Genomic DNA, 23,585 nt, shown 5'->3' with positions numbered 1-23,585 from the left:
AGCATTTTCTCCCGTACAAGAATGCTGATCTCCCCCGGCCAGCAAGAAAGGCCGCGGGGTGGTTCGGCCACGGGGAAGAAACCAAGCCCGGGGAAAGGCCCGCAACGACAACTTTTGGACCAGAGAAACGGCAAATGAAGTTCAAACCCGCCTTGATGCTGACCCTGGCCTTGCTTTGGCTCGTCACCTGCCTGTCGGCCGTCCCGGCCCAGGCCGCCGAGAAGGAGCCGGCCTACGCCAAGCTCACCGAGCAGTCCGCCAAGATGCTGGACGATTTCCTGAAACAAAAGCAGGCCCAGGCCATCCGCAACATGCTGGGCGGAGTCCGGGCGGTCTACCTGGTGCCCAGCGAGGATATGGGCAGCCTCATCGTGGGCTACGAGCGCGGCCAAGGCCTCTTGCTCCGGCGTCACGGCAAGGTCTGGAGCGACCCGGTGTTTTTGAAGACCAGCCAGATCACCCTGGGCCTGCAGGCGGGAGCCTCCAGTTCCCAGGTGCTCATGCTTATCATGACCGACAAGGCGGTGGACGAGCTCATCAAGGGGGTGAGCAAGTTCGGCGGGATGGGCGGCTTTGCCCTGGGTGATTGGGGCGTGAGATCTTCGGGCAGCGGGAACGTCGGCGAAGGCCTGGAGGTTTTGACCGTCTCAACCTCCAGCGGCGCCTATCTGGGCACCGCCTTCCAGAACATGTCCCTGAGCCCGGCCCAGTCCATGAACCAGGCGGCCTACGGCAAGGAAAAGATGGAGACCGTGCTGGCCCATCCCGGCGGCAAGCTGGCCGCGGCCAAAAAGCTCCGGGCGATCCTGGAAGAGGCCGTGGCCAAGGCCTGGCAATAGCCGGAACGGCGGCAACGGTGAGGCGACTCACCCTGAGGCCGCTGAAATAACCAGCTCCCCCGTGTACGCGGGACAGACTCGGAGGCTTGCTCCGGGCCAAAGGGAGGCAGCAAAGTGCAAAAGGACTTCATGGGTCACCGGATATCGTGGACCAAAAACGCGCGAAGATTCGCCCTCGTGGCCGCGGTGGGTTTGGCCGCCCTCGCTTTGACCGGCACCGCCGGCTGGGCCAAAGCGCCGGACGGCTCCTTGCCTATATTGGCGCCCGGCCAAAGCCTGGGCCTGGCCCTGGGCATCCCCCCGGTGCCCAACCTGCGCGACGTGGGCGGCTACAAGACCAGCCAAGGCGCCATTGTCGCGCGCGGGCTGGCTTATCGCTCGGACACCTTCAACCCGATGAGCGCCGAAGACATCAAGAAGCTCGAGCGCCTGGAGTTGAAGAACGACTATGACCTGCGCACCACCTCGGAGGTAAAGGCCAGACCCGACCAAATTCCGCCCGGCGTGCATTACCACCTGTTGAACGTGCTGGCCGACGCCAAATCGGCCGCGCCGGCGGAACTGGAAGCGCTGATGCACGAGCCGAAGAAGGCCAACGTGGTGCTCGGAAACGGACGCATAGAGGCCCTGTTCCAAGGGGCCTACCGCGAGTTCATTACGCTGCCCAGCGCCCGCCAGTCCTATCGCCAGCTCTTTTTGTCCCTGGCCGAGCCCGGCAAGCTGCCCGCGGTGTTTCATTGCACCACCGGCAAGGACCGCACCGGCTGGGCCGCCGCCGCCCTGCTCACCCTGCTGGGGGTGCCCAGACAGACGGTCATGGCGGATTACATGCGCACCAACCAGTACACCCTCCCGCAGTTTCAACGGGCCATCGACGCCTTCGCGGCGGCCGGCGGCGACCGCTCCATCGCCCTGGCGATCTTCGGCGTGAAGCCCGAGTATCTGCAAGCCTCTTTTGACCAGATGGACAAGCAATACGGCTCGATCGAAAAATACTTCTCCGAGGGCCTGGGCATCGGCCCCGCCCAGCAAGAGACTCTGCGGAAGATGTATATCGTCAACCCCAAGCCGTAGCAGAGCAATCGGGGCGGAAAACGATAACCGCGCTTTGATCGCGGGCCAAGCGGTGCCAGGCCGGGCCGGCGATCGCGCAACGCAACCCAGAAGTTGAAGGGGAGTTCCCCATGTTGTCCTCAAAAAAACCGACCAAGGGCGCCAGGGTGATTTTCGCGGCCTGCCTGTTGTGCCTGGGCCTGCTCTGCAGCGTCCCGGCGGCCCTGGCCCAGCCGCAAGAAGACGCCGCCAAGAGCATCTTGCAGGCCATGTCGGATTACATGAGCAAGTTGAAGACCATCGAGCTGACTTTTGACAGCTCCATAGAGATCATCACCCCCCAGCTGGAGAAGATACAGTTCAACAGCTCCGGCGAGTTGCTGCTCAGCCGGCCCAACCGCCTGTGGGCCCACCGGGTCTCGGGTCACGCGGACGTGACCATGTTCGTGGACGGTAAGACCGTAACCGTCTACGGCAAGCGCGCCAACGGTTACGCCCAGTTCGCATTCGGGGGGACCCTGGATCAGTTGATCGCCTCCTTGAGGGCGGGCCGGGGCGTGGCCCTGCCGGGGGCGGATCTGTTGGTGGCCGATCCCTACGCGGCCTTGGCGGCCGGGGTGCTGGAAGCCAAATACCTGGGCACCGGGATCGTCGACGGGGTGTCCTGCGAGCATCTGGCCTTCCGCAACTTTGATACGGATTGGCAATTGTGGGTGCAGGCCGGCGACCAGCCTATACCGCGCAAGCTGGTTATAACCAGCAAGACCATGAACTGCGCGCCGCAACATACGATTCACGTCAAGTCGTTCAAGGGCGGGGTCAAGCCCAAGGCGGGCGCCTTTACTTTCGTCCCGCCGGCCGGAGCCACCCAACTGGAGCCGGAGGCCCTCATCGAGCTGGATGAGTTGCCCAACCAGCGCCCCCAAGGAGCAAAAAAGTGATGACCTTTACCACCACGAGGAAGAGTCTGTTGGTGCTGCTGGTGGTCGCCGCCGGTTGGTTGGCGTGGCATGGCGATCTTCTGGCCAGCCTGGGCGGCGGTTTTTCCAACACAGCGGAGGCGGTTGTCGGCCGGCCGATGACCCCGGTGAGCTATGCGGGCGTGGCGCGGCGCTCCACCGTGGGCGTGGGGGCCCCGGGGGTCGGTGTCATGCCGGGCGTAGGGGTGGGGGCTCCGGGCGTGAGCGTCAGGCCCGGGGTGGGCGTGGGAGCGCCGGGCGTGGGCGTCATGCCCGGCCCCGGCGTCGCGCCCGTAAACCTTGGCGGGCCCGTCAACCGGGTCGGCCTGCGCTAACTTGACTCGCGCCAAGGTAGTACAATAAGGCAAGCACGGCTTGGCGCGAATCCGTTCGCCCTTTTGCCGGCCCCTTTACGGCCCCAATGGGGCATGGCCGCCCTTGGAGCAGCGAGAGAGTTTTGCCAAAATGAGCGCCGCTTGCAGCATTAACCTGACCAGGCCTTCACCCCAACTCCTGGCGGTCCACTTGGCGGGCGACTGGCTGCGGACCGTGGAACGCCCCAGCGCCGCTTTATTGCGACAAGAGCTGGACGCCGGTCCGTCGGTGACCGCAGTGGACCTGGAGGCCGAGGGCATCACCTCCTGGGACAGCACGCTTTTGATCTTCGTGCAGCATTTGCGCGAGGTGTGCTCTGAAAAAAAGCTGCCCTTTACCGTCAAAAGCCTGCCCGACGGCGCGGTGCGATTGTTGGATTTGGCGGCGGCGGTGCCCGAGCGCAAGGGCGCGCGGCGCAAGTTCCAACAGGAGTCGTTCTTGGAGAGGGTTGGCCTGGAAGCCCGCGCCTTCCAACATTCCGCCGGAGAGATGCTGGACTTCATCGGGGCGGTGTCCATCTCCTCGCTCAAGCTGATCAAGGGGCACTCCAAGCTGCGCGTCTCGGACATGCTGGCCATCGCCCAGGAATGCAGCGTGCAGGCCCTGCCCATCGTCTCGCTGATAAGCCTCCTGGTGGGCCTGATCCTGGGCTTCGTGGGGGCCGTGCAGCTGCAGATGTTCGGGGCCCAGATCTACGTGGCCTCCCTGGTGGGCGTGGCCATGATCCGGGTCATGGGCGCCATCATGACCGGCATCATCATGGCCGGCCGCACGGGCGCCGCCTTTGCCGCCCAACTGGGCACCATGCAGGTAAACGAGGAAATCGACGCCCTGAGAACCATGGGCATACCGCCCATGGAGTTTCTGGTCCTGCCCCGGGTGTTTTCCCTGGCCCTGATGATGCCCCTGCTTTGCGTGTACGCCGACCTGTTGGGGGTATTGGGCGGGCTTATCGTGGGCGTGGGCATGCTGAACATAGGAGTGGTCGAATACTATAACCAGACGGTGCTCTCGGTGAGCCTGGCCGATTTCGCCATCGGCATTTTGCAGGCGGCGGTTTTCGGAGTGCTGGTGGCGGTGGCCGGATGCATGCGGGGCATGCAATGCGGACGCAGCGCCTCGGCGGTGGGCAACGCGGCCACCTCGGCGGTGGTTACCTCCATCGTGAGCATCATCGTGGCCACCGCCCTGATCACCCTGATGTGCAACGTCCTGGGGATATAAACCATGGCCACACCTGAACCCAGCATAGTGGTCAAGGATTTGACCATGGCCTATGGCAGCTTCGTGGTGCAACGGGACCTCACCTTCACCGTGAACCAGGGCGACATCTTCATCATCATGGGGGGCAGCGGCTGCGGCAAAAGCACCCTCATGCACCACCTCACCGGGCTCAAGGAGCCAGCTACCGGCGACGTCTGGTACGGCAAGGTCAACTTCTGGAAAGCGACGGTGGCCGAGCGCGAGGCCATCATGCGCAAGGTGGGGGTCCTTTACCAGAGCGGGGCCCTGTGGAGTTCCATGACCCTGGCCGAGAACATCGCCCTGCCCCTCAATGAATACACCGATCTGACCAAATCGGAGATCCAGGAGATGGCTTCCCTGAAGCTGGCCCTGGTGGGCCTGTCCGGCTTCGAGGACTACTACCCCTCCGAGATCAGCGGCGGCATGCAAAAACGGGCGGGACTGGCCCGGGCCATGGCCCTGGACCCGAAGATACTATTCTTCGACGAGCCCTCGGCGGGGCTGGACCCGGTGAGCGCCCATCTGCTCGACGAGTTGATTCTGGAGCTTCGCGACAGCCTGGGCACCACCATCGTGGTGGTCACCCATGAGCTGGCCAGCATCTTCGCCATAGGCAACAACTCGGTTTTTCTGGACCCCGAGAGCAAAACCATGATTGCCGGCGGCGATCCCAATATGTTGCTGAAACAATCGCGCGATCCCAAGGTGCGCAGGTTCCTGACTCGCGGGCTGGACGATGGCACCAAACCGGTAAGTTCACCCGCCGGCCCGGCGGCGGAGAGGGACGGACAATGAGCAAACAAGTCAACAACAAGATGGTCGGCGGGTTTTTGGTAACCGCCTTGGCCTTGTTGGTGGTGGGGGTCATGATCTTCGGCTCGGGAACGTTCTTTGAAAAGACCGAGACGCGGGTTATGCACTTCCAGGGCGCCATCAAGGGACTCACCATCGGTTCGCCGGTGCTGCTCAAAGGGGTCAAGGTGGGCACGGTCAGCAACATCGTCGTCAACTACGACCCCAGCAAGCTGACGGTGGACATCCCGGTATACATCGCCCTGAACCCCAGCAGCTTTTCCATAATAGGAGGCGAAGCGCCCAAGACCCTGGAAGCGCAGCGCAAAAGGACCAAAGACCTCATAGCCCATGGTTTGCGGGCCCAGCTGCAAACCCAGAGCTTGATCACCGGCCAACTGGTGGTGGCCCTGGACTTCTTTCCGGACACCCCGGTAAAGCTGGTGAACCCGGATGGACCCGTGATTGAAATACCCACCATCCCCTCGGCCCTGGACCAGCTGAGCGATACGCTCAAGCGCATCAACCTGGACGAAATCGCCACCCAGACCTCCGCCGTGCTGGAGGGCCTGGCCAAGCTGGTCAACGCGCCGGAGCTGAAGGCCTCGCTCAAGGATCTGCAAACGATCATGCAGAAGACCAAAAGCACCATGTCGATCGTCGAGTCGCGGGCACAACCCCTGGCCGACGAGGTGGTGGGCACGGTGACCGATACGCGCAAGCTGGTCAACCAGACCAATGAAAGGGTGGCCCGGCTGTCCAACAGCGCCGAAGCCATTTTGCAAAAGACCGACAACGGCCTGGGGCCCTTGGTCGCCAGCCTGAACACGGCCTCCAATACCGCCACGGACACACTGCTGGCCGCCAAGAAGGCCCTGGAACAGGCTGACAACATGTTGGGCAAGGACTCTCACTTCAGGTACCAGATCAACAACGCCCTGGAAGAGTTGGCCGCGGCCGCAAGCTCCATAAGGGACCTGGCCGCCTATCTGGAACGCCACCCAGAGGCCTTGATCGAAGGCAAGAAATAAACCGTGGAGACGGCCATGAACAAAAAAACCATCGGGGCCCTAGCCTTGTTCTCCGTGTTGATCCTCGCAGGCTGCGCCTCCAGCCCCCCGAGCAAGTTCTACATGCTCAACCCGATTGCCCCCAAGGACGCCACCAGCCAATACAAGGCGGACCTTGGCGGCAAGATGATCAGCATCGGCCCGGTTACCGTCCCGGCCTACGTCAATCGTCCCCAGATGGTGGAACGGGTCAGTCCGGAGGAGTTGCGCCTGCTGGAATTCAACCGCTGGGCGGAGCCGGTCGATAAAGCCGTCATCTTGACCTTGCAGGACAACCTGAACGAGCTTTTGGGGAAAAAGGGTTACACCTTCTTCAAATGGAACGAGTTCAAGCAATCCAACTACCAGCTCATAGTGCAGGTGACCCGGCTGGACGGCGCGCCGGGCGGGAAGTTCGGGCTGACAGCCCGCTGGTCGGTCCTGGGCGGCGACAACCACAAGCTGCTTTTGTTCCAGGGCTGCCGGATCATCATCGACGTGCCCGGCTCCTCGCCCAAGGATCTGGTAACCGCCCACAGCGAGGCCCTGGCCGACCTGAGCCGCCGCATTGCGACCTCCCTGCAGGAAACCCTGCCGTAGATTAGGCCCCAGACCTTTGGCGCTAAAAGGGCCTGCCGCATGAGTTGCGGCAGGCCCTTTATCGTTGGCGGCTAGGCCGTGGTCGGCTGCGCCCTAACCCGAGCCTAAAACTTGACCAGCGGGGAGGGACAGTCCGCCTAGGTTCCCATCTGCCAAAACGGCCCCATGCCCGAGACCGTTTGCACTAGCTCCTGCACATACTCGCCCAGCTTGGCGACGTAATCAGGGTCCAGGCGGCGGGTGAAAAGGCTAATGCCAAAGGCCTGGGCCAGGTTTTCCACCGGGACGATGCCAGCCTCGGTGTTGTCCTTGTAGCCCTTCCAGTTCTTGGCGTGCTCTTCCGACCGGAAGAGGTTCATGGTGCTTCAGGCGTAGGACATGTTGTCGAACCACTGTTTGAACGGCAGGCAGGTGTAACCCACTATCCCCTCGGCGGGATCGCAATTCAGTATCTTGCCGTCTTTCATCTCCAGATGGATCGGCTCACCGCAATCCAGGCAGAAGGTGTCGATCTGGACTTTTTTTCCGGGATATAGCCAGCAGACCGCCAGCGCTTCGAAGCCTCACTGGGCGTACCATCCCGGCTTGCCTTCGATGCTTATGCGGTTGTGGGTGGGCAGGCTGCTGAAAGGGGGCATGGCTACGATGTGGTCGGTCTCGGGGAACAGAAAACCCGGCACCCCGGCCTTGATGAGTTCGTGGACAAGCTGACGCCCCTCCTCCATGCTCACTCCCAATTGGGCGGCCACCTCGGTGTAAAAGGGCGCATATCCTTTCCCCATCAAATGGCGCAGGATAAAATTGTGGGCCAATTCCAGCTGTTGCGGCGTGGGCATGTTTACTCTCTCCTTCCCATAGGTTTATTTAATTATTATAAACGTTGTACATTGCCCAAACCTATTTACGACCATTAAATTTCCTCGCCCCGCACTGCCCTGAGAAAAGCCCGTTTTGCTTGCAGCCGCTTCACTAAAACAAAACGGGGCCCAGCCCAATGGCTGTGCCCCGCGATTTTCAGTCTCTCTCCGCAGTCCTGGGCCGCCTGGCCACTTTAACCGGTACACGCCCCGGCGGATCAAATGGTGGCAGCGTAACCAGTCAATGCAAGCGACTTGGCAATTATGGCCCCGTTCAAATGAAGTGAATATAAAATATTATTCCCCACAGGCCTGAACCGTTTTATTTAAATTTTCCGTTTGGTACCCCATGTCCTTTACTTTTTCTATCAGCTCTTTATATAAAGCCGGAGAGATATGAGGCTTGCGCGCAAGGATCCAAAGATATTTCTTATCCGGGTGACCGACTATGGCCCACTGGTAATCCTCATCTAAACCAATGACCCAATAATCTCCCTTAAAAGGCCAAAAAAAACTTACCTCCAAGCGTGAGTTGTTGCTTCCCTTCACCGGCCAAGCCTTACCGACCGCTTCGTCCTCTTGACCATGGACATATCCTCTGCGGCAGCGATTGACTACTTTGACATAACCATCTTCCAAAGAGTACTCGGCCGAGGTGCAAAAGCAGTCTTTTTGAAAAGAATTCGGCAGAGAAGCGATCTCGTACCATTTGCCGCTGTATCGCTGCAGATCGACCTTGGAGACCGTATGACCGTCAACAGGCGCTCTGTCCGCGCATGACACCATTAGAGGTAACAACAAAAGGAAAGCCAGGAAGGTTTTGACCATGAAATCTCGGTCTCCAAAATGTCTATCACGCGATGAAAGGCAGGTTGATGAACCTGCCTCTCATCACAGCGCATCGGTAGGATTTGGCGGCTAGTCGCCCAGGGGCACACCGGCCTTGGCATCGTCAAGGCATTTGGCGAGTTCCTCCTTGGAGGCCTTGGCGGGATCCTTGAGGTCGCCAATCTTGCAGATGAACTCGTTGCCGGCCTTGTCCTTCACCCAAACATAATTCCAGTCGGTTTTCGTTGGTTCAGCCATGGCTCTCTCCTCACATAATAGTGTGCGGAAGGGTTCTAGGGCGCTTACTTCTACTGGTAATTATTCCTACTTATATTATACGGAAATTGCCGCCCGCGGTGGTAGGTTTTTTGATTTTTAGCAAACCCGCCTCCCCAGAACAAAACGGGGCCCAGCCCTTTGGCCGGACCCCGCGATATGCTATGGCGTGCCCAACGGGATTTGAACCCGTGTCGCCAGTGGGAGGGGCCGCGCATCTGACCAGGAGCATGACGCCCCATCAAATAATTATATTTATTTCAGATCTTTACCTCGTTACGACCCGCAATAATGCAGCAACACGATTTCCCGCAAAAATTCCCGAAAAAAATGTAGTGTGTAAGTTAGGGCGATGGCCTTCCAACCTAAGATGCTGGCTTAACAACCTGTCTGTGACTCACGCGCAAGATCACTTTTAGCTATGAGGCGTTAAGGCTCCCTTAAAAACCTCCATAGAAGGAGAGAGACCAATGGCAAAAATTATTAGGCCTTTGGCGCTACTGGTCTTTTTTTTCGCACTGGCCATGCCAGGCTCTGTCGCGGCTCAGACGGCCACCGTGATACCTCCTGAGTTGATCACCCCGGATAAAACGCAGTCGAGCATCGGCCTCTTGGAGTTCCAAGACGGCGCGCCAAGCATGGCGACCGCCGAGAAGGTGCGTGACGCGCTCGCTTTCAACAACGCCCTGGCCGTGTACAACAACAGTTTTCGCGGCGCCTCGGCGTACGGTATTGCCAAGGGGTTGCAAAGCATCGGAGCCCCGGACAACAGTGTCACCATCTTTTCCAAACTGATGGACAGCAAATCGCTGTTCCTCACGGGCAACTGCGACACCCTTTATTACATGTCGATCGTCAACCTGTCCCAGGGGCCGATGGTGATCGAACAGCCGCCCATGGGCCTGGGCACGATCAACGACATGTGGTTCAGCTGGATTATCGACATCGGCGGCCCCGGACCGGATCGCGGGCAAGGCGGCAAGTACCTGCTCGTGCCGCCCGGCTACACCGGCCCGTTGCCCGAAGGCGGATACTACATTGCCCACACCAAGACCAACCGCGTGATTTACATGGCGCGTTCCGTCCTGGTGAACAGCGACCCGGCCCCCGCCGTGGCCAACGTCAAAAAGCACCTCAAGATTTACCCCTATCAGCCCGGCGGCATGGGAACCAGCATCGCCACCGCGTTGGAGGGCAAGGTTCGTCTGAGCGGCAACCCGCCGATTCTCGAAACCAAGTTCATCGAAGGCAGCGGCAAGGCCTTCAACACCATTCCGCCCAGCGGCTACGGCTTCTTCGAGATGATCAACGAGAATTTTCAGAGCGAGCCGGCCACCAGCTACGACGTGGAACTCGCGGGGCAACTTGCCGCCATCGGCATCGTGCACGGCAAGCCCTTCAAGCCCGACGCGCGGATGAAAAAAATCCTCACCGACGCCGCGGCGGTGGGCAACGCGGCGGGGCGCACCCTCAACTGGCGCTACGCACTCATGCATCCGGAGTGGACGTACTACCGGAATTCGATGTGGATGAACATGATGTTCGAGGGCGGCGCGTTCTTCGAAACCCCGCCGCCGGAGTACACCAAGGAGGGGATGTTCAAGCCGTATCCCCCGACAGGAGCCCGCACGCTCGATTCGCGCACCGCGTTCTATTACGCCTACACCTTCGACTCGCCCGGCATGATAATGCGCATACCCAGGATGGGCTCGCAATACCTCGTGGGCTTCACCGACTCCGCGGGCCGGCTGCTCGATGGAACCAAGACCTACCGGTTGAAGTTGCCCAAGGGCATTCCGGCCGCCAACTTCTGGTCTCTGACACTCTACGACAACCAGTCGCGCTCCATGCTCGACACACCCCAGCGTTTCCCTCGCGCCGGCAGCCAGACCTACCCCTCACCTGCAGCTCAGGCGGGCTCCGATGGCTCCACGACGATCTACATCGCTCCCCAGCAACCCAAGGGCGTGGCCCGGGGCAACTGGGTTCAGTCGGTGCCAGGCAAGGGTTGGTTTACCGTCCTGCGCCTGTACGGGCCGGAGGAAACCTTCTTCAGCAAGGCTTGGCGGGCGGGCGAGATCGAGTTGGTGAAGTGAAAGATGCGGACCAGGACAAGTGATTAACCGGAGGGAACGGAGTTGAAAGGCTGCGCTCTTTGGGCTCCATTTCCTCCCGAGGCGCTGCCCGCTTCGCGTCCAAGCGGGCACAAGCTGTCCCCAATGATCGCCATAGGGTATCGGCTGTTCCCAAGCGCCCGGATCACCTCCATTCACGATGAAACGGCATGGTGCTTATCGCGAATAAGGGATAATTCACGGAACTCAAACCAAGAGGATTAGAGATGGACAAGGCTTTTGAATTTACGCCGGATATCGAGGTCCTCCCCTCTCACGTCCCACTACCCGGAATGGGGTATCTCCCAGTCAACGCCTTTATCATCAAGGCCGATGAGCCGGTCCTGGTTGATACGGGAACGGGAAGAGATAGTGATGAGTTCATGAAAACGCTGCGGATGGTCGTGGATCCACAGGAGCTAAAGTGGGTGTGGATTACCCATGATGACTCGGACCACACCGGAAGCATTCAGAAAATTCTTGAAGCCGCACCCAAGGCCCGACTCGCGGCCAACGCGCTCGCGGTGATGCGTATGAATGCTGCTTGGCCGGTCCCCATGGATCGCGTGTATTGGCTTAACCACGGCGATGGCATATCGGCGGGAGACCGCAAGTTGACCGCGATCAGACCGCCCCTGTTTGACAACCCGACTACCATCGGTATTTACGACGACAAGTCGGATGTTTTTTTCTCCGCCGACTGTTTTGGGGCCATCATCCCCACCTTGGCGCAAGATGCCGATGACCTGAAAGAGGACGCACTGGCGCAAGGGATGCTCAGTTGGGCCAGCGGAGATTGTCCCTGGGTTCACGCGATTCCTCCGGAGGTGTTTGCGCGGCAACTCGACACTCTCCGCCAACTTGCACCGAAGAGCATATTGTCGGCCCACTTGCCACCGGCATCGAGGATGACCGCAAAATTCCTGGACACGCTGGCTTTAGTTCCGGCTTCGAAACCTTTTATAGCCCCCAACCAGGCGGTATTGGATCAAATGATGGGTCAAACGGAGAACTAGAACCAGCCAGAACCTAATCTGCCGGTCGACGGGGTGAGTTTGATGATCCCCTAAAGTTCTCGTGCATCGCTCAAACAGATGACCTCGACGACTTATACAACCCCACGCATCTAACCCTACTTCACCACCTGCTTCACCAAAACAAAACGGGGCCCAGCCCAATGGCTGAACCCCGCGATATTCTATGGCGTCCCCAACGGGTACCGGGAATGAACCGCTGTGGGCGACGGCTGAACTTAAAGTGGCCTAAGGCAGGCATGATATAATTAATTGAACTTAAAGGGAATATGCCTTGTTGATCAGGTGGTACTGGCCCGGATGCACTTACAGGGAGCGGCGTTGGAATGCCGAGCCCATAGACTGTTTCTGGGTGGAAGCTAACCGGGAAGAAGCAGAAAGGCAAATATTCCCGCTCTTAGACCGAGAAAAGGTGATGTTATCCCATGAGATGGCGGCCAAGGGCCACGGCATTGCCCAGCCGGCTGACGGGATCGCCCGGCCCTACTGCTTCCTGGTGGCCAAGGATCTGAGCAGCATCGACCCGTTTCAGGCTACCTACCCATATGCCAACCTGTGGAACGGGTACTCACCGTTCCGGGAAATGGCCGAAAAGTCCCTCAGCACGATGGAAGAAATCAAATCAATGGAGCCTAAGCTGTCCAATTAGCCCTGCCGATACCCGTAGCCATCGTCGAAATCTCTCCCCAAGCCCAACTCCTGACTTGAAATCAAGACCAGGGTTAGAAGTGTAGCAGGTCAACTACTCGGCCGATAATCCACAACCTCAGCTGAAGCCTCGGCGCCGAGCGGTGTTGAAAAGCCGGCTGTTAAGGTATCTCGTGCCCCTTTGCGCAGTAAATTCCTCCCTGCTGTCCGGTGGCCAGGCACTTGCCACAGGAGACGCAACTGGCCGGAGACTCATCGCCTGCCCGCCAGAGAGCGGGCAGGTCGGGCTGCTTTATCAAGGGCCGGCTCATGGCGATGGCATCCAGCCGGTTCAGGGCTTCGGTTATGCGCCCCACACTCCGCCAGCCTCCCACGCTGATCACCGGCACCTTCACCTTTTCCTTGATCACCAAGGCATTGTCCAAAAAATAGCCCTCCTCTTCGGGGCCACCCACCACCCGTCCCGGGCCGTTGCGGTGGGCCTTACCACCACCGGCAACCCCACCGCTCACCTCGATGGCGTTCATTCCCTTATTGGCCAGTTCCTGAGCTACTTTCACTGCCTGGTCCACGGTGAATCCCCTGGGCACGCCATCATCGCTGTTCATTTTGATGAAAACCGGGTACTCCCGGCCCACCTCGGCGCGGACCGCCTGGTAAGCCTCTACGCAAAAGCGGGCCCGGTTTTCCAAACTGCCGCCATATTCGTCCTGGCGCTGATTGAAGGCCGGGCTGAGGAACTGGTTAATCAGATAGCCGTGAGCCGCATGTAACTGCACCGCATCGAAGCCAGCTTCCTTGGCCCGGCGAGCGCCCTGGCCGAAGGCCTGTATCGCCTTTTTTATATAGTCCGAGTCCATTTCTCGAATTTCTTCCTTCAGCGCTTGGTTGTAGCCTCCACTTGGACCCAGAGGCTGGCGACCGATCCAGTTGGCATGGGTGTGTCTCCCGGCGTGAGCCAGTTGGGCAGCAATGAGGCCTCCGGCCTGGTGCACTCTTTCCACCAACTTGGCCAGAGGCTCAACATGCTGATCGTCGAAGATGCCGGTCTGGCCCGGTAGACCCTGTCCTTCCGGTAAGACATGCATATAACCGCCAACGATCAAGCCCACTCCGCCGTAGGCCAAGTCGGCCCACAAATCTCCCAGCCGGGTGCCAGGTATGCCATGGGCATCCGCCATACCTTCCCAGGTAGCGCTACGCACTAGGCGGTTCGGGAGCACCAGCCCACCAAGATGCCAGGGACTGAACAGTTTATTTATTCCGCTCATTACATCTACACATTAGAATTGGCTTTGCATTGGGTTGGGGACACGGTCAGCCAGGGCAAGGCTACGGCGTTTCCGGGTTCCACCTCCGCTTTGGCCGGACCAGGCCCGGCCGGAGCCCGGTCGAAGGGCCCGGGTTTCAACTCGGCTCTGTTCAACTGGTCCAGTTATTTCAGAAAGCGTGACATGGGAGCTACCGTCACACCCGCCGAGGTCAGCTTCTTACGGATGGATTTGACCAGATCCAAAGCGGTGGGCGTGTCCCCGTGCACACAGAGGGTCTGCGCCTCCAGGTCGATCGCACTGCCGTCGATGGTGATCATCTTTTGTTCCGTGGCCACGCGCAAGGCGATTTCCGCCACCTGGTCCGGATCAGTGACCACCGCGCCGGGGGTATCGCGAGTAGTCAGCCTGCCATCGGGGGTGTAGGACCGGTCGGGGAAGGCCTCGAAAGCCACCTTGAGGCCCACTTCGGCGGCCACCTTGCGCATCACCTCGCCCCGCTGACCCGCAAAGGCCACATATATGAGCTCGGGGTTGTAATCGTACACTGCCTGGGCGATTACCATGGCCTGCTCCTCACGGTCCAGACAGTCCAGGTACAGCTTGCCGTGCGGTTTTACATGGCTGAGCCCCACCCCGTGTAGGCGGCAAAAGGCCTCCAGGGCTCCCACCTGATATATTACGTAGTTGCGCAACTCCGCCGATGAGCACTCCATGTGGCGCCGTCCGAAGCCCATGAGGTCGGGATAGCCGGGGTGCGCCCCCACGCTGACGCCCAGCTCCACCGCCATGGCCACGGTTCGGTCCATAACCACGGGGTCTCCGGCGTGCCAGCCGCAGGCGATGTTGGCCGAGGTGATGTGCTGCATCACCTGTTGGTCGTAACCCATGCGGTAGGGCCCGAAACTTTCACCCAGGTCGCAGTTGAGATCTATCACGCTCATTTCAAACGCCTCGCTTCAGAGGTGGGCGCCAGGCGTCCAGGGCCCGCCAGCGGTCCCGCTCGGCCTGCTGCGCCTGTTCCAGTCCCACGGTTTTAAAAGTAAGTTCGCCGCCCGGCGGCACCTGACAAATCGTGTCGATGTCCGCCGAAACGATGCAGGCGATTTTGGTGTAGCCTCCGGTGGTGCCGCGTTCCCGGAGCAACAGCACCGGATGCCCCTGACCCGGGACCTGTATGGCTCCCAGGGGGGTGGCCTCGCTCACCACTATGGGGCCGTTGGAGTGTTCTATGGGCGGCCCTTGCAGCCGGTAGCCCATGCGGTTGGACTCGGTGGTGACGCGGAAGCTGGAGTTGAGGAAGGTCTCCAGGCCCCGGCTGGTGAAGCGGTCCTCATGGGGACCCATGATCACACGCAGGACGCGGGGGCCGTCCGGTGGCAAGCGCAAATTTCCGGGCAGGGGCTCCGGCGAGGCCGCGGCGCAGGCGGGATCGGCCAGGCATTTAAGTTGGTCGCCCTTTTGCAGGGCCCGGCCCTCTGGTCCCCCGAAACCGGCGTAGATATAGGTGGAGCGGCTCCCCAGCACCAAAGGGGCGGCAAAACCGCCGGGGACCGCCAGGTAGGCGCGCATGCCGTTGCGCCGGGGGCCGAACCTAAGTATTTGGCCCGCCGCGGCGCGGTGGGCCCGGCCAGGCACGAGCGTTTCATCGTCCAGTTGGGCGGACAGGTCGGACCCAGTGAGAGCGAAAACCCCCTCCCGTTCGAAGCGCAGCTTGGGGCCCACCAAGGTCATTTCCAGGACCGCCACGCCATCGGGATTGCCCAAAAGGCGATTGGCCTGTACCAGGCTATAAGTGTCCATGGCGCCGGACTCGGCGATGCCCAGTCTCTGATAACCCGGCCTTCCCAGGTCCTGCACCGAACTCAGGGCCCCGGGCCGCAGGACCGTGAGGTAGGTGACGGGTGGATTATCGGTCATCTTTCACGATCTCCACCCCATCGTACAGATTCACGGCCCGCGCCTGGATAGCCCGGTACTCAGTTTCGTCCACCGCGGCGAACTGCACCCGATCCCCCGGCTTGAACAGGGTAAGGTCAGAATGATCGAGTTGGAACAGCTGCACCGGGGTGCTGCCCGCTATGCGCATGCCCCCCGGGGTGGCCCGGGGATAGATCACGGTTTGCCCCACGCTGATGGCCACCGCCCCCTTGGGGGTGTTGGTGCGCGGCGACTGCATCAGGGGCACGTGCAGTTGCTCTTGCAAAGGGCCTATAAAGGGGCAGCCGGGGGTGAAGCCGAGCTGAAACACGAAATAGGCCTCCTGGGTGTGCAGGCTGATCACTTCCTGGGGGCCTAGGCCGGTATAGCCGCAAATATATTCCATGTCCGGCGCACAAGGCCCCTGGTAGCAAACCGGGATACGCAGCAGGCGCCCCGCGTTTTCCGCGTCCTGGTGGCGCATGGCGTCTTCGGCCATCTGTGCCAGGCGCGACTTCAGCTCCTGGAAAGCGACAGCGTCCGGGTCGTAGAGCACGGTCAAGGAGGCGTAGGTGGGGACCATCTCCCGCAAGCCCGGAATGGGTTGCGACTCGAGCATGGCACTCAAGGCGCGCACCGGCCGATTGACCTCCAGGCTGCGCTCGTCCCCGAAGGTGATGCGCAGGGCTCGGTCCCCGGATGGCTTTAGTTGGGGTTTCGGGTATAGCATGCTCGATCGATTAACCCAGCACCTCGCTGATGGCCTCCTTAATGGCGGCGGCCACCAGGGTGATTTGTTCCTGGTTGATGATAAACGGCGGCGACACTACCAAGGCGTCTCCATCCACGCCGGCCAAACCTACCGCCTTGTACAAGATGACTCCCTGCTCGAAAAGGTGTTGCCAAAGACGTTCGGCCACCTTTTCGCTCCGGGCAAAGGGGCGTAGAGTTTTCTTGTCGGCCACCAACTCTACACCCCATAGCAGGCCCACCCCCCTCACGTCGCCCACGAAGGGAGAGTCGGCTAGGTGCTCCCGCAGCTGTTGGCCCAGGAAGCGCCCCATGGCCTCGGCCCGCTCGACGAGCTTCTCTTGCTCCAGGATGCGCACCGCGGCCAAGCCGGCGGCGCAGCCCACCGGGTGATGGCTGTAGGTGCCGCCATGGCTGAAGGCGCCCAGGCCTTGCTCCACCGCCGCATAATGCTCCTGGGTCACCGCTACGGCCGACAAGGCCAGGTAGCCGCCGGTGAGCCCCTTGCCCAGGGTCATAATGTCTGGGGTCACCCCATAGCGGCAACCGGCGAACCAGTCGCCGGTGCGCCCCATGCCGGTCATGACCTCGTCGAAGATCAAGAGCACCCCGTGTCGGCTGCAGATTTCCCGTACCAGTTGCAAATAGCCTTCGGGTGGCGGCCACGCAGCCAGGGTAGCCCCGCTGACCGGCTCGACAAGAAAGGCCGAGACCACCTTGGGGCCCAGGTTCTGGATGGTTTCGTCCAGGGCCAGGGCGCAGCGCAACCCGCATGAGGGATGCTCCAAGCCGTAGGAGCAGCGCAGGCAATAGGGTGGAGGTATGTGCACCGCGTCGTGGAGCATGGGCATGAAGGGAACGCGGAAGGCCGGGCGCCCGGCCGCCGCCAGGGCCCCCATGGTCAAGCCGTGGTAGGAGCGCCACCGAGATATGAGAACGGATCGGTCATGCTCGCCCCGGGCCTGGTGGATTTGCCGGGCCAACTTCAGGGCGGTCTCGTTGGCCTCCGATCCGGAGGTCATGAAGTAAAAGCGGTTCAGGTCTCCGGGGGTGTGGACGGACAAGGCAGTGGCCAGATCCTCCACCGGCGGGCTGGTGAACATGGTGGGGTGGGCGTAGGAAAGCTTGCCCAACTGCTCGGCCACGGCCCTGGCTATCTCGGCCCTGCCGTGGCCCAGGTTGACCACCACCGCCCCGCCGGAGGCGTCCAGGTAGCGCTTCCCTTCGGCATCGACGATCCAAACGCCCTCGCTGGAGACAGCCACCGGCAGCGGCTGGCCGAGGCGACGGGAAAAAACCGAACTCTTTGCCCCAGGCATTTCAGATACTCCCCTGCAACCGAGCCCGTTCAAAAGGCTAGGTAAGTCCTAGTCCTCAGCCAAATAAACCTTGCGCACCACTTCGCTTCGGGCCATTTCTTCGGCCGGCCCCGAGGCCACGATGGTCCCCGATTCCAGGAGGTAACAGGTGTCGGCCACCTCCAGGGCCAGCCTGGCCTCCTGCTCGACCATGAGCAGGGTCACCCCCCACTCCTGGTTGATCCTAAGCAGGGTGTCGTAGATATCGCGCACCACCAGAGGGGCCAGACCCATGGAAATTTCATCGGAAAGGATAAGCTTGGGCCGGGACATCATGGCGCGGCCCACGGCCAGCATCTGCTGCTCCCCCCCGCTCATGGTTCCGGCAAGCTGTTTGCGCCTCTCGGCCAACCTGGGAAATAGATCGAACACCTGCTTGAGCAGGACGTCCTTGACCTCCTTGTCCCGCAAGGCGGTAGAGCCCAGTTCCAGATTTTCCCAGACGCTCATCTTGGGAAAAATCAGGCGGCCCTCAGGTATCTGGGCTATGCCCCGTTCCACCACCCGGTAAGCGGGGCGCCCGTCGATCCTTTCGCCTTCAAACCAAACCTCGCCAGAGCGAATGGGCAACAGGCCGCTTATCACGTTGACGATGGAACTCTTGCCCGCTCCGTTGGCGCCCAACAAGGAAACGCGTTGCCCCTGTTCAAGGGAGAGGTTGATCTTATGCAGAGCCACGGCAGGGCCGTAGCCCGCCACAACACCTTTCAACTCCAGCAAGGCCACGCTTATTTCCCCAGATATGAATTTATTACGTCGGGGTTTTTCTGGATTTCCGAGGGCGTGCCCTCCGCGATCTTGTTCCCAAAGCTCAACACCATGATACGGGCGCAATAGCTCATCACCGCCCGCATGTTGTGCTCGATGATAAAGATCGTCATGCCTTGTCGGTTCAAGCCCGCTATGTGGTGCATGACCTGATTCACCTCCGCAGCCACCAGGCCGGTGAGGGGTTCGTCCAGGATTAGCACCTTGGGCCGGGGCGCGATGGCGATGCCGATGGCCACCACCTTTTGCAGGCCGTAGGGCAGATTGGCCGCCTTCTCCTCGGCCTGTCCCTCCAGTTCCAATAGCTGCATTACTTCCTTGGCACGTTGGCCTATGACCTGGTCCTTTGCCCGGGCGCCGGCGGATTGCAGGATGGCTTGGGCCAACCCTATGTCCCCGATCTCCCGCACGCCCATCATTATGTTTTCCCGGACCGTGAGATCGAAAAACAAGGTGGAGTGCTGGAAAGTGCGACTCAGGCCCATCCTGATGATCCGGTCGGGGCGCATGCCGGTGATGACCAAGCCGTCGAACTCGATGTTACCCTTGTTGGGCTTGTACATGCCGCTGATCAGATTAACCATCACCGACTTGCCCGCCCCATTGGGCCCGATGAGCCCCAGGAACTCCCCTTGTTTAACCCGGAAACTCACCTCGGACAAAGCCACTAGGCCGCCGAAGTTCTTGCTTACCTTGTTCACCCGCAGGATGTCGCCGTTAGCCATGGTGGGCAGCCTCCTGTTTCTCGACTTTGCGGCTGAACCTGGCGCGCACCACCGCGGGTAGGGAGACCATGCCGCCGGGTAGCAAGGTGATAAAGAAGATGATGATCAGGCCGTAGACCACCATGCGCCAGTAGCCTACTGCGAACAGGTATTCGTTGAGGCCCGACAAGATCACCGCGCCCACTATGGGGCCGGCCATAGTCCCCATGCCGCCGATAAGGTTGAACATGATGATATCCAACGAGGTGAAAAAGGTGAAAGTCTCGGGCGATATGGCCGAGAGATAGCTGGCCAGGATGCCACCGCCAATACCGGTGATAAAGCAACCCACCACAAAAACCATCACCTTGTACTTGCGAACGTGGAGGCCGCAGAAGGTGACCAGGGTATCGTTTTGACCTATAGATTTGTTGATTAGGCCGATTTTGGAACCGGCCAGCCGCCAGACTATCCACAACACCGCGAAGCCGTAGACCAGGGCAATGTAGTAATAGCCGGTCCAAGTCTCGCTGAACAGGGATAGGCCTTCCGGGCCCGGGATGTCGATTATTCCCATGGCCCCGCCGAAGGGGTGGTCAAAAGATGTGAGCACAGGGTGCAGCATCTCCGCAAAGGACCAGGTGACTAACAAAAAAAAGATGCGCTTTAGGTGAACGATGAGGTAGCCCAGCATTAAGGCCAGAATCGCCGCCGCTACCGCCCCGGCCAAATAGCCCAGCCATACGATGCTTATCAGCTTGTACTTGGCCACCAAGATGCCGGTGGTATAAGCCCCGATGGTGATGAAACCGCCTTGGCCCAAGCTCAACTCCCCCGCCTGGAGCATCAGCCAGAGGCAAAGGCCAAAGCCTACGTTGAGCAGGATCTTGATGCCTATGTGGGCAGTGAGTTCCCACATTTCCGGCGCAACCAACTTGACCAGCAACGGGAACAAGGCCAACAGGGCCATTACTCCCAGCGCGACCAAATATGGAGTCAGTTTGCTATTCATCGCCCATGATCCCGGCCGGTTTGAAAATGAGAATCAGGATCACCAGCCCGAAACCCATGAAGTGGCCGGCCTGGGCCCCCAACAAACTGCCCCCGAAGGAATCGATTAATCCCAGGATATAGGCGGCTATCACCGATCCGGTGACGTTGCCCAGCCCTCCCAGGATGATGACAATGAATGCCTTGAGCATGGGGGTGGAGCCGCAAGAGGGGTCCACCGAGTACAAGGTGCTGACCAGCCCGCCCGCCAGGGCGGCCAGGGTCACCCCCAGGGCGAAACCCTTGGACACGGCGCGGTCGGAGTTGATGCCCATCAGTTGGGCGGCGCGCGGGTTCTGCTCCACCGCCCTCAGCTGCCGGCCCAAGGCGGTGCGCCCCACCAGATAGTAGACTCCTATCATGATGGCTATGGCGATCAGGCATACCCACATCTTATTGGCCGGCAGCACCGCCCCACCCGGCAATTTGATCAGGCCGGTCACGGGGAAGGAAACAGATTTTTGTTCGGTGCCGAAAACCTGCCAGCCCAGGCCCTCCATGAGCATCCACACGCCCACCGTGGCCATGTAGCCCGCTAACCATATGTGGCGGATGTTGCGGAATATGGCCCGCTCAAACGCCGCCCCGATGAAGGGAAAAATCAACACCAGCAAAAGGAGAGCTGCGAAATAGGGCAGCCCCAATATTTCAGTGGCGTAATAGGTTGCCATGGCCCCCAGCATGAAGAACACGCCGTGTGCCATGTTCACCTGGTGCATGATGCCGTAGATCAGGGTTAGCCCCGATGCCACCAACATATAGATGGAGCCCAGCACCAGGCCGGTCACCGCCATCTGCATGAACATCTGTGTCGTCAAGTTGTCAACCGCTTACCCTTGAGGTCAGGGATTCGAATCGGCCGGCGCCCCGGCGAAGGGGCGCCGGCCGACAACACGCTGAAGCAGCGTAGATAGCCCTCAGGCAACTACTTGTAGATAGCCGGCTTGCCATCCTTGAGCACGGTGACCGGCAGGGGCGAGGTGTACTGGTTGTTTATGCCGTAGCCGGGCAGCAGGGGGTTGTCTTTGCCGATGAGCTTTAGCTCGCCTAGCAGGGACTCGATCTTTAGGTCGCGCATGGTGGCAACGATCTTGTCCGGGTCCAGGCTCTGGGCCTTTGCAACCGCGGCCGACAGGTGCATGAAAGCCATGTAGCCTTCCCAACTGTTGGCTCCGGGATCCTGGTTGTAGCGCTTGCGGTACTCCGCCCAGTAATCCTTGAAGGCCTGGGTGGGAAGCTGGTCCGGCGGCCACAGGCGCAGCATGATCACGCCTTCTACGTTCTTCTTGCCGCCGATCTTGACCAACGGGTCCACCTTGGGGGCCCCGGTGAGGTTGGTGATGGTCCCCTTGTAACCCAATTCGCGCGCCTGCTTGATCAAAAGGGCCAGGCCCGCCGCGGGCCAAGCGCCGCCCTCGATGTGGTCCGGGTTCTTGGCCAGAACCCGGGTAAGAGCCGGGGTGAAGTCGCCGGTGTCAATGGGCACGAACTCCTCGGCCACCAGGATGTTGCTCATGTTGTTGACCTTGAGGGCGTTCTCCAAGGTCTTGGCATCGCTGTGCCCCAGGACATTGTCGGCGGTGAGCAGCACCAGCCTTTTGACGCCGAGCTTCTTGTAGATTTTAATGCCCTCAATGGCCATGGTCAGGTCGGCCGAAGGCATGGTGCGGAACAGATACTTGTTGTTAGCATTGGTGAAGTCGGCCCCGCCGGCGATGGCGGCGAGGGTTACGATCTTGTCCTTGTTGATCAGTGGGATCTGCGGCTTGGTTACCGCACCGCCGAGGGTGCACATGAACTTGATCCCTTGAGCCACGCCGCGTTTAAGACAAGAGACCGCATCCGCCGGGATGTAGCGGTTGTCGCACTGAATTTTTTCCCACATGTAGGTCTCGCCGCCGATCTTGATCCCACCGGCCTTGTTGACCTGTTCCACTGCCAAGCCGACACCGCGGTCCTGTGAGAATCCCCAGGAGGCAGCCTTGCCCGAGAAGGGGTTGTTGGAGAGAATTTTGATGGTTTTGGTTTCGGCCGTCCCGGTCCCTGTCAAGGCCGGGGAGACCAGCAGCAAACCAGCCATGGCCATGAGGCCCAGCAGCCTGAGGGCCCTACTCAAGGTTTTGGTAGATACGCACATTGCAATGCCTCCTTATTCTGCTTTTATCCTCTAAATCTGTGCCGCCAATATTTGGCAAAAGACCCTATGAGCGCCGGCAGACGCTTGGTGACGACTCCCACGGGGGCCGCAAGCAATGAATATCCCCGGCCTCGTCTATTGGGCAGGCACAAATTCACCTACAGGACAACTGCGATGGGGCGGATGGGCGATCCCGTGCCGCCCTTTATTTTCAGAGGTAGAGCGATAAACAAGAAACCGGTGACCCTGTCGGCAGCAAGTTTCTCCAAGTTAAGCACTTCCATGATGTGTATGCCGTTTTCCACCAGCAGGATGCCGTGAACCGGCAACCCTGGTGAAGGTGTCTTTTCAAGCGCCACGGTGTCACTGCCCACGAATTTGACGCCTTTCCCGGCGAGCCAGCGGGCCCCGTCTTCCACAAGGCCCGGTGCACCGTGCTCATGGGCGATGTATTTGAGAGGATCGGAAAAGTGTTGAATCCATCCGGTGCGGATGAGCACGACATCGCCTTGCCCCAGCTCGGCGCCGCATGCCTGCGCCGCGCCCTCAAGAGCTGGGGCGTCTATGCGGTAGCCGCTATCCAGGCATTCAACTCCCGCGTAGCCGGCTAAATCCAACAGGTGCCCTCGGCAGAAAATGGGCTCCACTTCCTCGATGCCGCCCTTTTGCAGCCCCGAATAGCTCTGGTAAGGGGTGATGTCCCCGACTTTGTGAACTTGGCGGTTGACGCTTATATGACCAAGCGCGTCAATGTGGGTACCGGTGTGGCCGCCAGTGGAGAAGACGCAATTGGCAGAGGTCAAACCGTCCGCATAGGGTAGGTCACCGTGGATGCGCCCCAGGGAAAAAGTGAAGGGTGGATGAGTGGGGAAATGGGGCATACCCACGAAATAATCCATGCCCAGGTCGTAAACTTTGGCTTTTTGGGCCAAGGCGGCTATTTCCTTTGGATTCAAGC

At 60.3% G+C, this 23,585-nt stretch carries 26 protein-coding genes; 11 read left to right on the top strand and 15 right to left on the bottom strand.

What is annotated here, in order from left to right; genetic code table 11:
* Positions 1 to 134: 134 nt before the first annotated feature.
* The 8 genes from AACH32_RS02595 (at position 135) to AACH32_RS02560 (ending at position 6,912) form a co-directional block, all read left to right on the top strand.
* Positions 135 to 839: a lipid-binding SYLF domain-containing protein gene (locus AACH32_RS02595; RefSeq protein WP_338605148.1), complete on the top strand. Its 705-nt coding sequence runs from the start codon at positions 135 to 137 to the stop codon at positions 837 to 839.
* Positions 840 to 953: 114 nt separating this feature from the next.
* Entirely contained in the window at positions 954 to 1,913 is a 960-nt protein-coding gene (locus tag AACH32_RS02590) for a tyrosine-protein phosphatase (protein ID WP_338605146.1), read from the top strand.
* A gap of 110 nt (positions 1,914 to 2,023) precedes the next feature.
* Positions 2,024 to 2,833 (top strand): DUF2092 domain-containing protein, encoded by an 810-nt coding sequence (locus tag AACH32_RS02585; RefSeq protein WP_338605145.1) that lies wholly within the window; start codon positions 2,024 to 2,026, stop codon positions 2,831 to 2,833.
* Between the two features lie 32 nt (positions 2,834 to 2,865).
* Positions 2,866 to 3,186 carry a hypothetical protein gene (locus tag AACH32_RS02580; RefSeq protein WP_350341553.1) on the top strand — a complete coding sequence of 107 codons (321 nt, stop codon included), beginning with the start codon at positions 2,866 to 2,868 and terminating at the stop codon, positions 3,184 to 3,186.
* Positions 3,187 to 3,316: 130 nt separating this feature from the next.
* Complete coding sequence (locus tag AACH32_RS02575) at positions 3,317 to 4,450, top strand: MlaE family ABC transporter permease (RefSeq protein WP_338605142.1); 1,134 nt, start codon at positions 3,317 to 3,319, stop codon at positions 4,448 to 4,450.
* 3 nt (positions 4,451 to 4,453) lie between these two features.
* Positions 4,454 to 5,266 (top strand): ABC transporter ATP-binding protein, encoded by an 813-nt coding sequence (locus AACH32_RS02570; RefSeq protein ID WP_338605141.1) that lies wholly within the window; start codon positions 4,454 to 4,456, stop codon positions 5,264 to 5,266.
* Positions 5,263 to 6,294 (top strand): MlaD family protein, encoded by a 1,032-nt coding sequence (locus AACH32_RS02565; RefSeq protein WP_338605139.1) that lies wholly within the window; start codon positions 5,263 to 5,265, stop codon positions 6,292 to 6,294. Before AACH32_RS02570 ends, AACH32_RS02565 begins: the two co-directional genes overlap by 4 nt.
* 15 nt (positions 6,295 to 6,309) lie before the next feature.
* Entirely contained in the window at positions 6,310 to 6,912 is a 603-nt protein-coding gene (locus AACH32_RS02560; protein WP_338605137.1) for a PqiC family protein, read from the top strand.
* Between the two features lie 137 nt (positions 6,913 to 7,049).
* On the opposite strand, the gene AACH32_RS02555 is transcribed toward AACH32_RS02560, so the two are convergent.
* The 4 genes from AACH32_RS02555 to AACH32_RS02540 form a co-directional block, all read right to left on the bottom strand.
* Positions 7,050 to 7,271 (bottom strand): hypothetical protein, encoded by a 222-nt coding sequence (locus tag AACH32_RS02555; RefSeq protein ID WP_338605136.1) that lies wholly within the window; start codon positions 7,269 to 7,271, stop codon positions 7,050 to 7,052.
* A gap of 204 nt (positions 7,272 to 7,475) precedes the next feature.
* Positions 7,476 to 7,748: a hypothetical protein gene (locus AACH32_RS02550; protein WP_338605134.1), complete on the bottom strand. Its 273-nt coding sequence runs from the start codon at positions 7,746 to 7,748 to the stop codon at positions 7,476 to 7,478.
* 318 nt (positions 7,749 to 8,066) lie between these two features.
* On the bottom strand, positions 8,067 to 8,597 hold the full coding sequence (locus AACH32_RS02545; protein WP_338605132.1) for a lipocalin family protein: 531 nt from the start codon (positions 8,595 to 8,597) through the stop codon (positions 8,067 to 8,069).
* Positions 8,598 to 8,687: 90 nt separating this feature from the next.
* Positions 8,688 to 8,855: a hypothetical protein gene (locus AACH32_RS02540; RefSeq protein WP_338605130.1), complete on the bottom strand. Its 168-nt coding sequence runs from the start codon at positions 8,853 to 8,855 to the stop codon at positions 8,688 to 8,690.
* A gap of 488 nt (positions 8,856 to 9,343) precedes the next feature.
* Here AACH32_RS02540 and AACH32_RS02535 point away from each other — a divergent pair, with 488 nt between their 5' ends.
* The 3 genes from AACH32_RS02535 (at position 9,344) to AACH32_RS02525 (ending at position 12,670) form a co-directional block, all read left to right on the top strand.
* On the top strand, positions 9,344 to 10,969 hold the full coding sequence (locus AACH32_RS02535; RefSeq protein WP_338605129.1) for a DUF1254 domain-containing protein: 1,626 nt from the start codon (positions 9,344 to 9,346) through the stop codon (positions 10,967 to 10,969).
* Positions 10,970 to 11,214: 245 nt separating this feature from the next.
* Complete coding sequence (locus AACH32_RS02530; RefSeq protein WP_338605127.1) at positions 11,215 to 12,003, top strand: MBL fold metallo-hydrolase; 789 nt, start codon at positions 11,215 to 11,217, stop codon at positions 12,001 to 12,003.
* A 433-nt stretch (positions 12,004 to 12,436) separates the two neighbouring features.
* Positions 12,437 to 12,670, top strand: a complete 234-nt coding sequence (locus AACH32_RS02525) for a hypothetical protein (RefSeq protein ID WP_338605125.1) — start codon at positions 12,437 to 12,439, stop codon at positions 12,668 to 12,670.
* 160 nt (positions 12,671 to 12,830) lie between these two features.
* Here AACH32_RS02525 and AACH32_RS02520 read toward each other — a convergent pair whose 3' ends face one another.
* The 11 genes from AACH32_RS02520 to AACH32_RS02470 form a co-directional block, all read right to left on the bottom strand.
* A complete protein-coding gene (locus AACH32_RS02520; RefSeq protein WP_338605123.1) occupies positions 12,831 to 13,940 on the bottom strand; it encodes an NADH:flavin oxidoreductase in 1,110 nt (369 codons plus the stop codon).
* A 164-nt stretch (positions 13,941 to 14,104) separates the two neighbouring features.
* A complete protein-coding gene (locus AACH32_RS02515; RefSeq protein WP_338605121.1) occupies positions 14,105 to 14,884 on the bottom strand; it encodes a LamB/YcsF family protein in 780 nt (259 codons plus the stop codon).
* Position 14,885: 1 nt separating this feature from the next.
* Positions 14,886 to 15,860, bottom strand: a complete 975-nt coding sequence (locus AACH32_RS02510; RefSeq protein WP_338605120.1) for a biotin-dependent carboxyltransferase family protein — start codon at positions 15,858 to 15,860, stop codon at positions 14,886 to 14,888.
* Positions 15,850 to 16,590, bottom strand: a complete 741-nt coding sequence (gene pxpB / locus AACH32_RS02505) for a 5-oxoprolinase subunit PxpB (RefSeq protein ID WP_338605118.1) — start codon at positions 16,588 to 16,590, stop codon at positions 15,850 to 15,852. Before pxpB ends, AACH32_RS02510 begins: the two co-directional genes overlap by 11 nt.
* 10 nt (positions 16,591 to 16,600) lie before the next feature.
* The gene (locus tag AACH32_RS02500; RefSeq protein ID WP_338605116.1) at positions 16,601 to 17,929 is read right to left on the bottom strand and encodes an aspartate aminotransferase family protein; all 1,329 of its coding nucleotides are present in this window, start codon (positions 17,927 to 17,929) and stop codon (positions 16,601 to 16,603) included.
* A gap of 48 nt (positions 17,930 to 17,977) precedes the next feature.
* Entirely contained in the window at positions 17,978 to 18,694 is a 717-nt protein-coding gene (locus AACH32_RS02495; RefSeq protein WP_338605114.1) for an ABC transporter ATP-binding protein, read from the bottom strand.
* A 2-nt stretch (positions 18,695 to 18,696) separates the two neighbouring features.
* On the bottom strand, positions 18,697 to 19,461 hold the full coding sequence (locus tag AACH32_RS02490; protein ID WP_338605112.1) for an ABC transporter ATP-binding protein: 765 nt from the start codon (positions 19,459 to 19,461) through the stop codon (positions 18,697 to 18,699).
* Positions 19,454 to 20,452: a branched-chain amino acid ABC transporter permease gene (locus tag AACH32_RS02485; protein WP_338605110.1), complete on the bottom strand. Its 999-nt coding sequence runs from the start codon at positions 20,450 to 20,452 to the stop codon at positions 19,454 to 19,456. The genes AACH32_RS02490 and AACH32_RS02485 overlap by 8 nt, the downstream gene beginning before the upstream one ends.
* Positions 20,445 to 21,308, bottom strand: a complete 864-nt coding sequence (locus AACH32_RS02480) for a branched-chain amino acid ABC transporter permease (protein ID WP_338605108.1) — start codon at positions 21,306 to 21,308, stop codon at positions 20,445 to 20,447. Before AACH32_RS02480 ends, AACH32_RS02485 begins: the two co-directional genes overlap by 8 nt.
* Positions 21,309 to 21,415: 107 nt before the next feature.
* Entirely contained in the window at positions 21,416 to 22,627 is a 1,212-nt protein-coding gene (locus AACH32_RS02475; protein ID WP_338605106.1) for an ABC transporter substrate-binding protein, read from the bottom strand.
* 158 nt (positions 22,628 to 22,785) lie between these two features.
* Positions 22,786 to 23,583, bottom strand: coding sequence for a cyclase family protein (locus tag AACH32_RS02470; protein ID WP_338605104.1), 798 nt, complete (start codon positions 23,581 to 23,583; stop codon positions 22,786 to 22,788).
* Positions 23,584 to 23,585 lie beyond the last annotated feature (2 nt).

It is taken from the genome of Desulfoferula mesophila, assembly GCF_037076455.1.
GTDB classification, from domain to species: Bacteria; Desulfobacterota; Desulfarculia; order Desulfarculales; family Desulfarculaceae; genus Desulfoferula; species Desulfoferula mesophila.
The sequence above is the reverse complement of the archived record's forward strand: the minus strand, read 5'-3'. Positions and strand labels throughout refer to the sequence as shown.

What these genes read in the sequence shown, in the direction of transcription:
- AACH32_RS02595 (WP_338605148.1), top strand. Translation starts at nt 135, where the DNA reads ATGAAGTTCAAACCCGCCTTGATGCTGACCCTGGCCTTGCTTTGGCTC.
- AACH32_RS02585 (WP_338605145.1), top strand. Translation starts at nt 2,024, where the DNA reads ATGTTGTCCTCAAAAAAACCGACCAAGGGCGCCAGGGTGATTTTCGCG.
- AACH32_RS02575 (WP_338605142.1), top strand. Translation starts at nt 3,317, where the DNA reads ATGAGCGCCGCTTGCAGCATTAACCTGACCAGGCCTTCACCCCAACTC.
- AACH32_RS02570 (WP_338605141.1), top strand. Translation starts at nt 4,454, where the DNA reads ATGGCCACACCTGAACCCAGCATAGTGGTCAAGGATTTGACCATGGCC.
- AACH32_RS02565 (WP_338605139.1), top strand. Translation starts at nt 5,263, where the DNA reads ATGAGCAAACAAGTCAACAACAAGATGGTCGGCGGGTTTTTGGTAACC.
- AACH32_RS02560 (WP_338605137.1), top strand. Translation starts at nt 6,310, where the DNA reads ATGAACAAAAAAACCATCGGGGCCCTAGCCTTGTTCTCCGTGTTGATC.
- AACH32_RS02555 (WP_338605136.1), bottom strand. Translation starts at nt 7,271, where the DNA reads ATGAACCTCTTCCGGTCGGAAGAGCACGCCAAGAACTGGAAGGGCTAC.
- AACH32_RS02550 (WP_338605134.1), bottom strand. Translation starts at nt 7,748, where the DNA reads ATGCCCACGCCGCAACAGCTGGAATTGGCCCACAATTTTATCCTGCGC.
- AACH32_RS02545 (WP_338605132.1), bottom strand. Translation starts at nt 8,597, where the DNA reads ATGGTCAAAACCTTCCTGGCTTTCCTTTTGTTGTTACCTCTAATGGTG.
- AACH32_RS02540 (WP_338605130.1), bottom strand. Translation starts at nt 8,855, where the DNA reads ATGGCTGAACCAACGAAAACCGACTGGAATTATGTTTGGGTGAAGGAC.
- AACH32_RS02535 (WP_338605129.1), top strand. Translation starts at nt 9,344, where the DNA reads ATGGCAAAAATTATTAGGCCTTTGGCGCTACTGGTCTTTTTTTTCGCA.
- AACH32_RS02530 (WP_338605127.1), top strand. Translation starts at nt 11,215, where the DNA reads ATGGACAAGGCTTTTGAATTTACGCCGGATATCGAGGTCCTCCCCTCT.
- AACH32_RS02525 (WP_338605125.1), top strand. Translation starts at nt 12,437, where the DNA reads ATGTTATCCCATGAGATGGCGGCCAAGGGCCACGGCATTGCCCAGCCG.
- AACH32_RS02520 (WP_338605123.1), bottom strand. Translation starts at nt 13,940, where the DNA reads ATGAGCGGAATAAATAAACTGTTCAGTCCCTGGCATCTTGGTGGGCTG.
- AACH32_RS02515 (WP_338605121.1), bottom strand. Translation starts at nt 14,884, where the DNA reads ATGAGCGTGATAGATCTCAACTGCGACCTGGGTGAAAGTTTCGGGCCC.
- AACH32_RS02510 (WP_338605120.1), bottom strand. Translation starts at nt 15,860, where the DNA reads ATGACCGATAATCCACCCGTCACCTACCTCACGGTCCTGCGGCCCGGG.
- pxpB (WP_338605118.1), bottom strand. Translation starts at nt 16,590, where the DNA reads ATGCTATACCCGAAACCCCAACTAAAGCCATCCGGGGACCGAGCCCTG.
- AACH32_RS02500 (WP_338605116.1), bottom strand. Translation starts at nt 17,929, where the DNA reads ATGCCTGGGGCAAAGAGTTCGGTTTTTTCCCGTCGCCTCGGCCAGCCG.
- AACH32_RS02490 (WP_338605112.1), bottom strand. Translation starts at nt 19,461, where the DNA reads ATGGCTAACGGCGACATCCTGCGGGTGAACAAGGTAAGCAAGAACTTC.
- AACH32_RS02485 (WP_338605110.1), bottom strand. Translation starts at nt 20,452, where the DNA reads ATGAATAGCAAACTGACTCCATATTTGGTCGCGCTGGGAGTAATGGCC.
- AACH32_RS02475 (WP_338605106.1), bottom strand. Translation starts at nt 22,627, where the DNA reads ATGTGCGTATCTACCAAAACCTTGAGTAGGGCCCTCAGGCTGCTGGGC.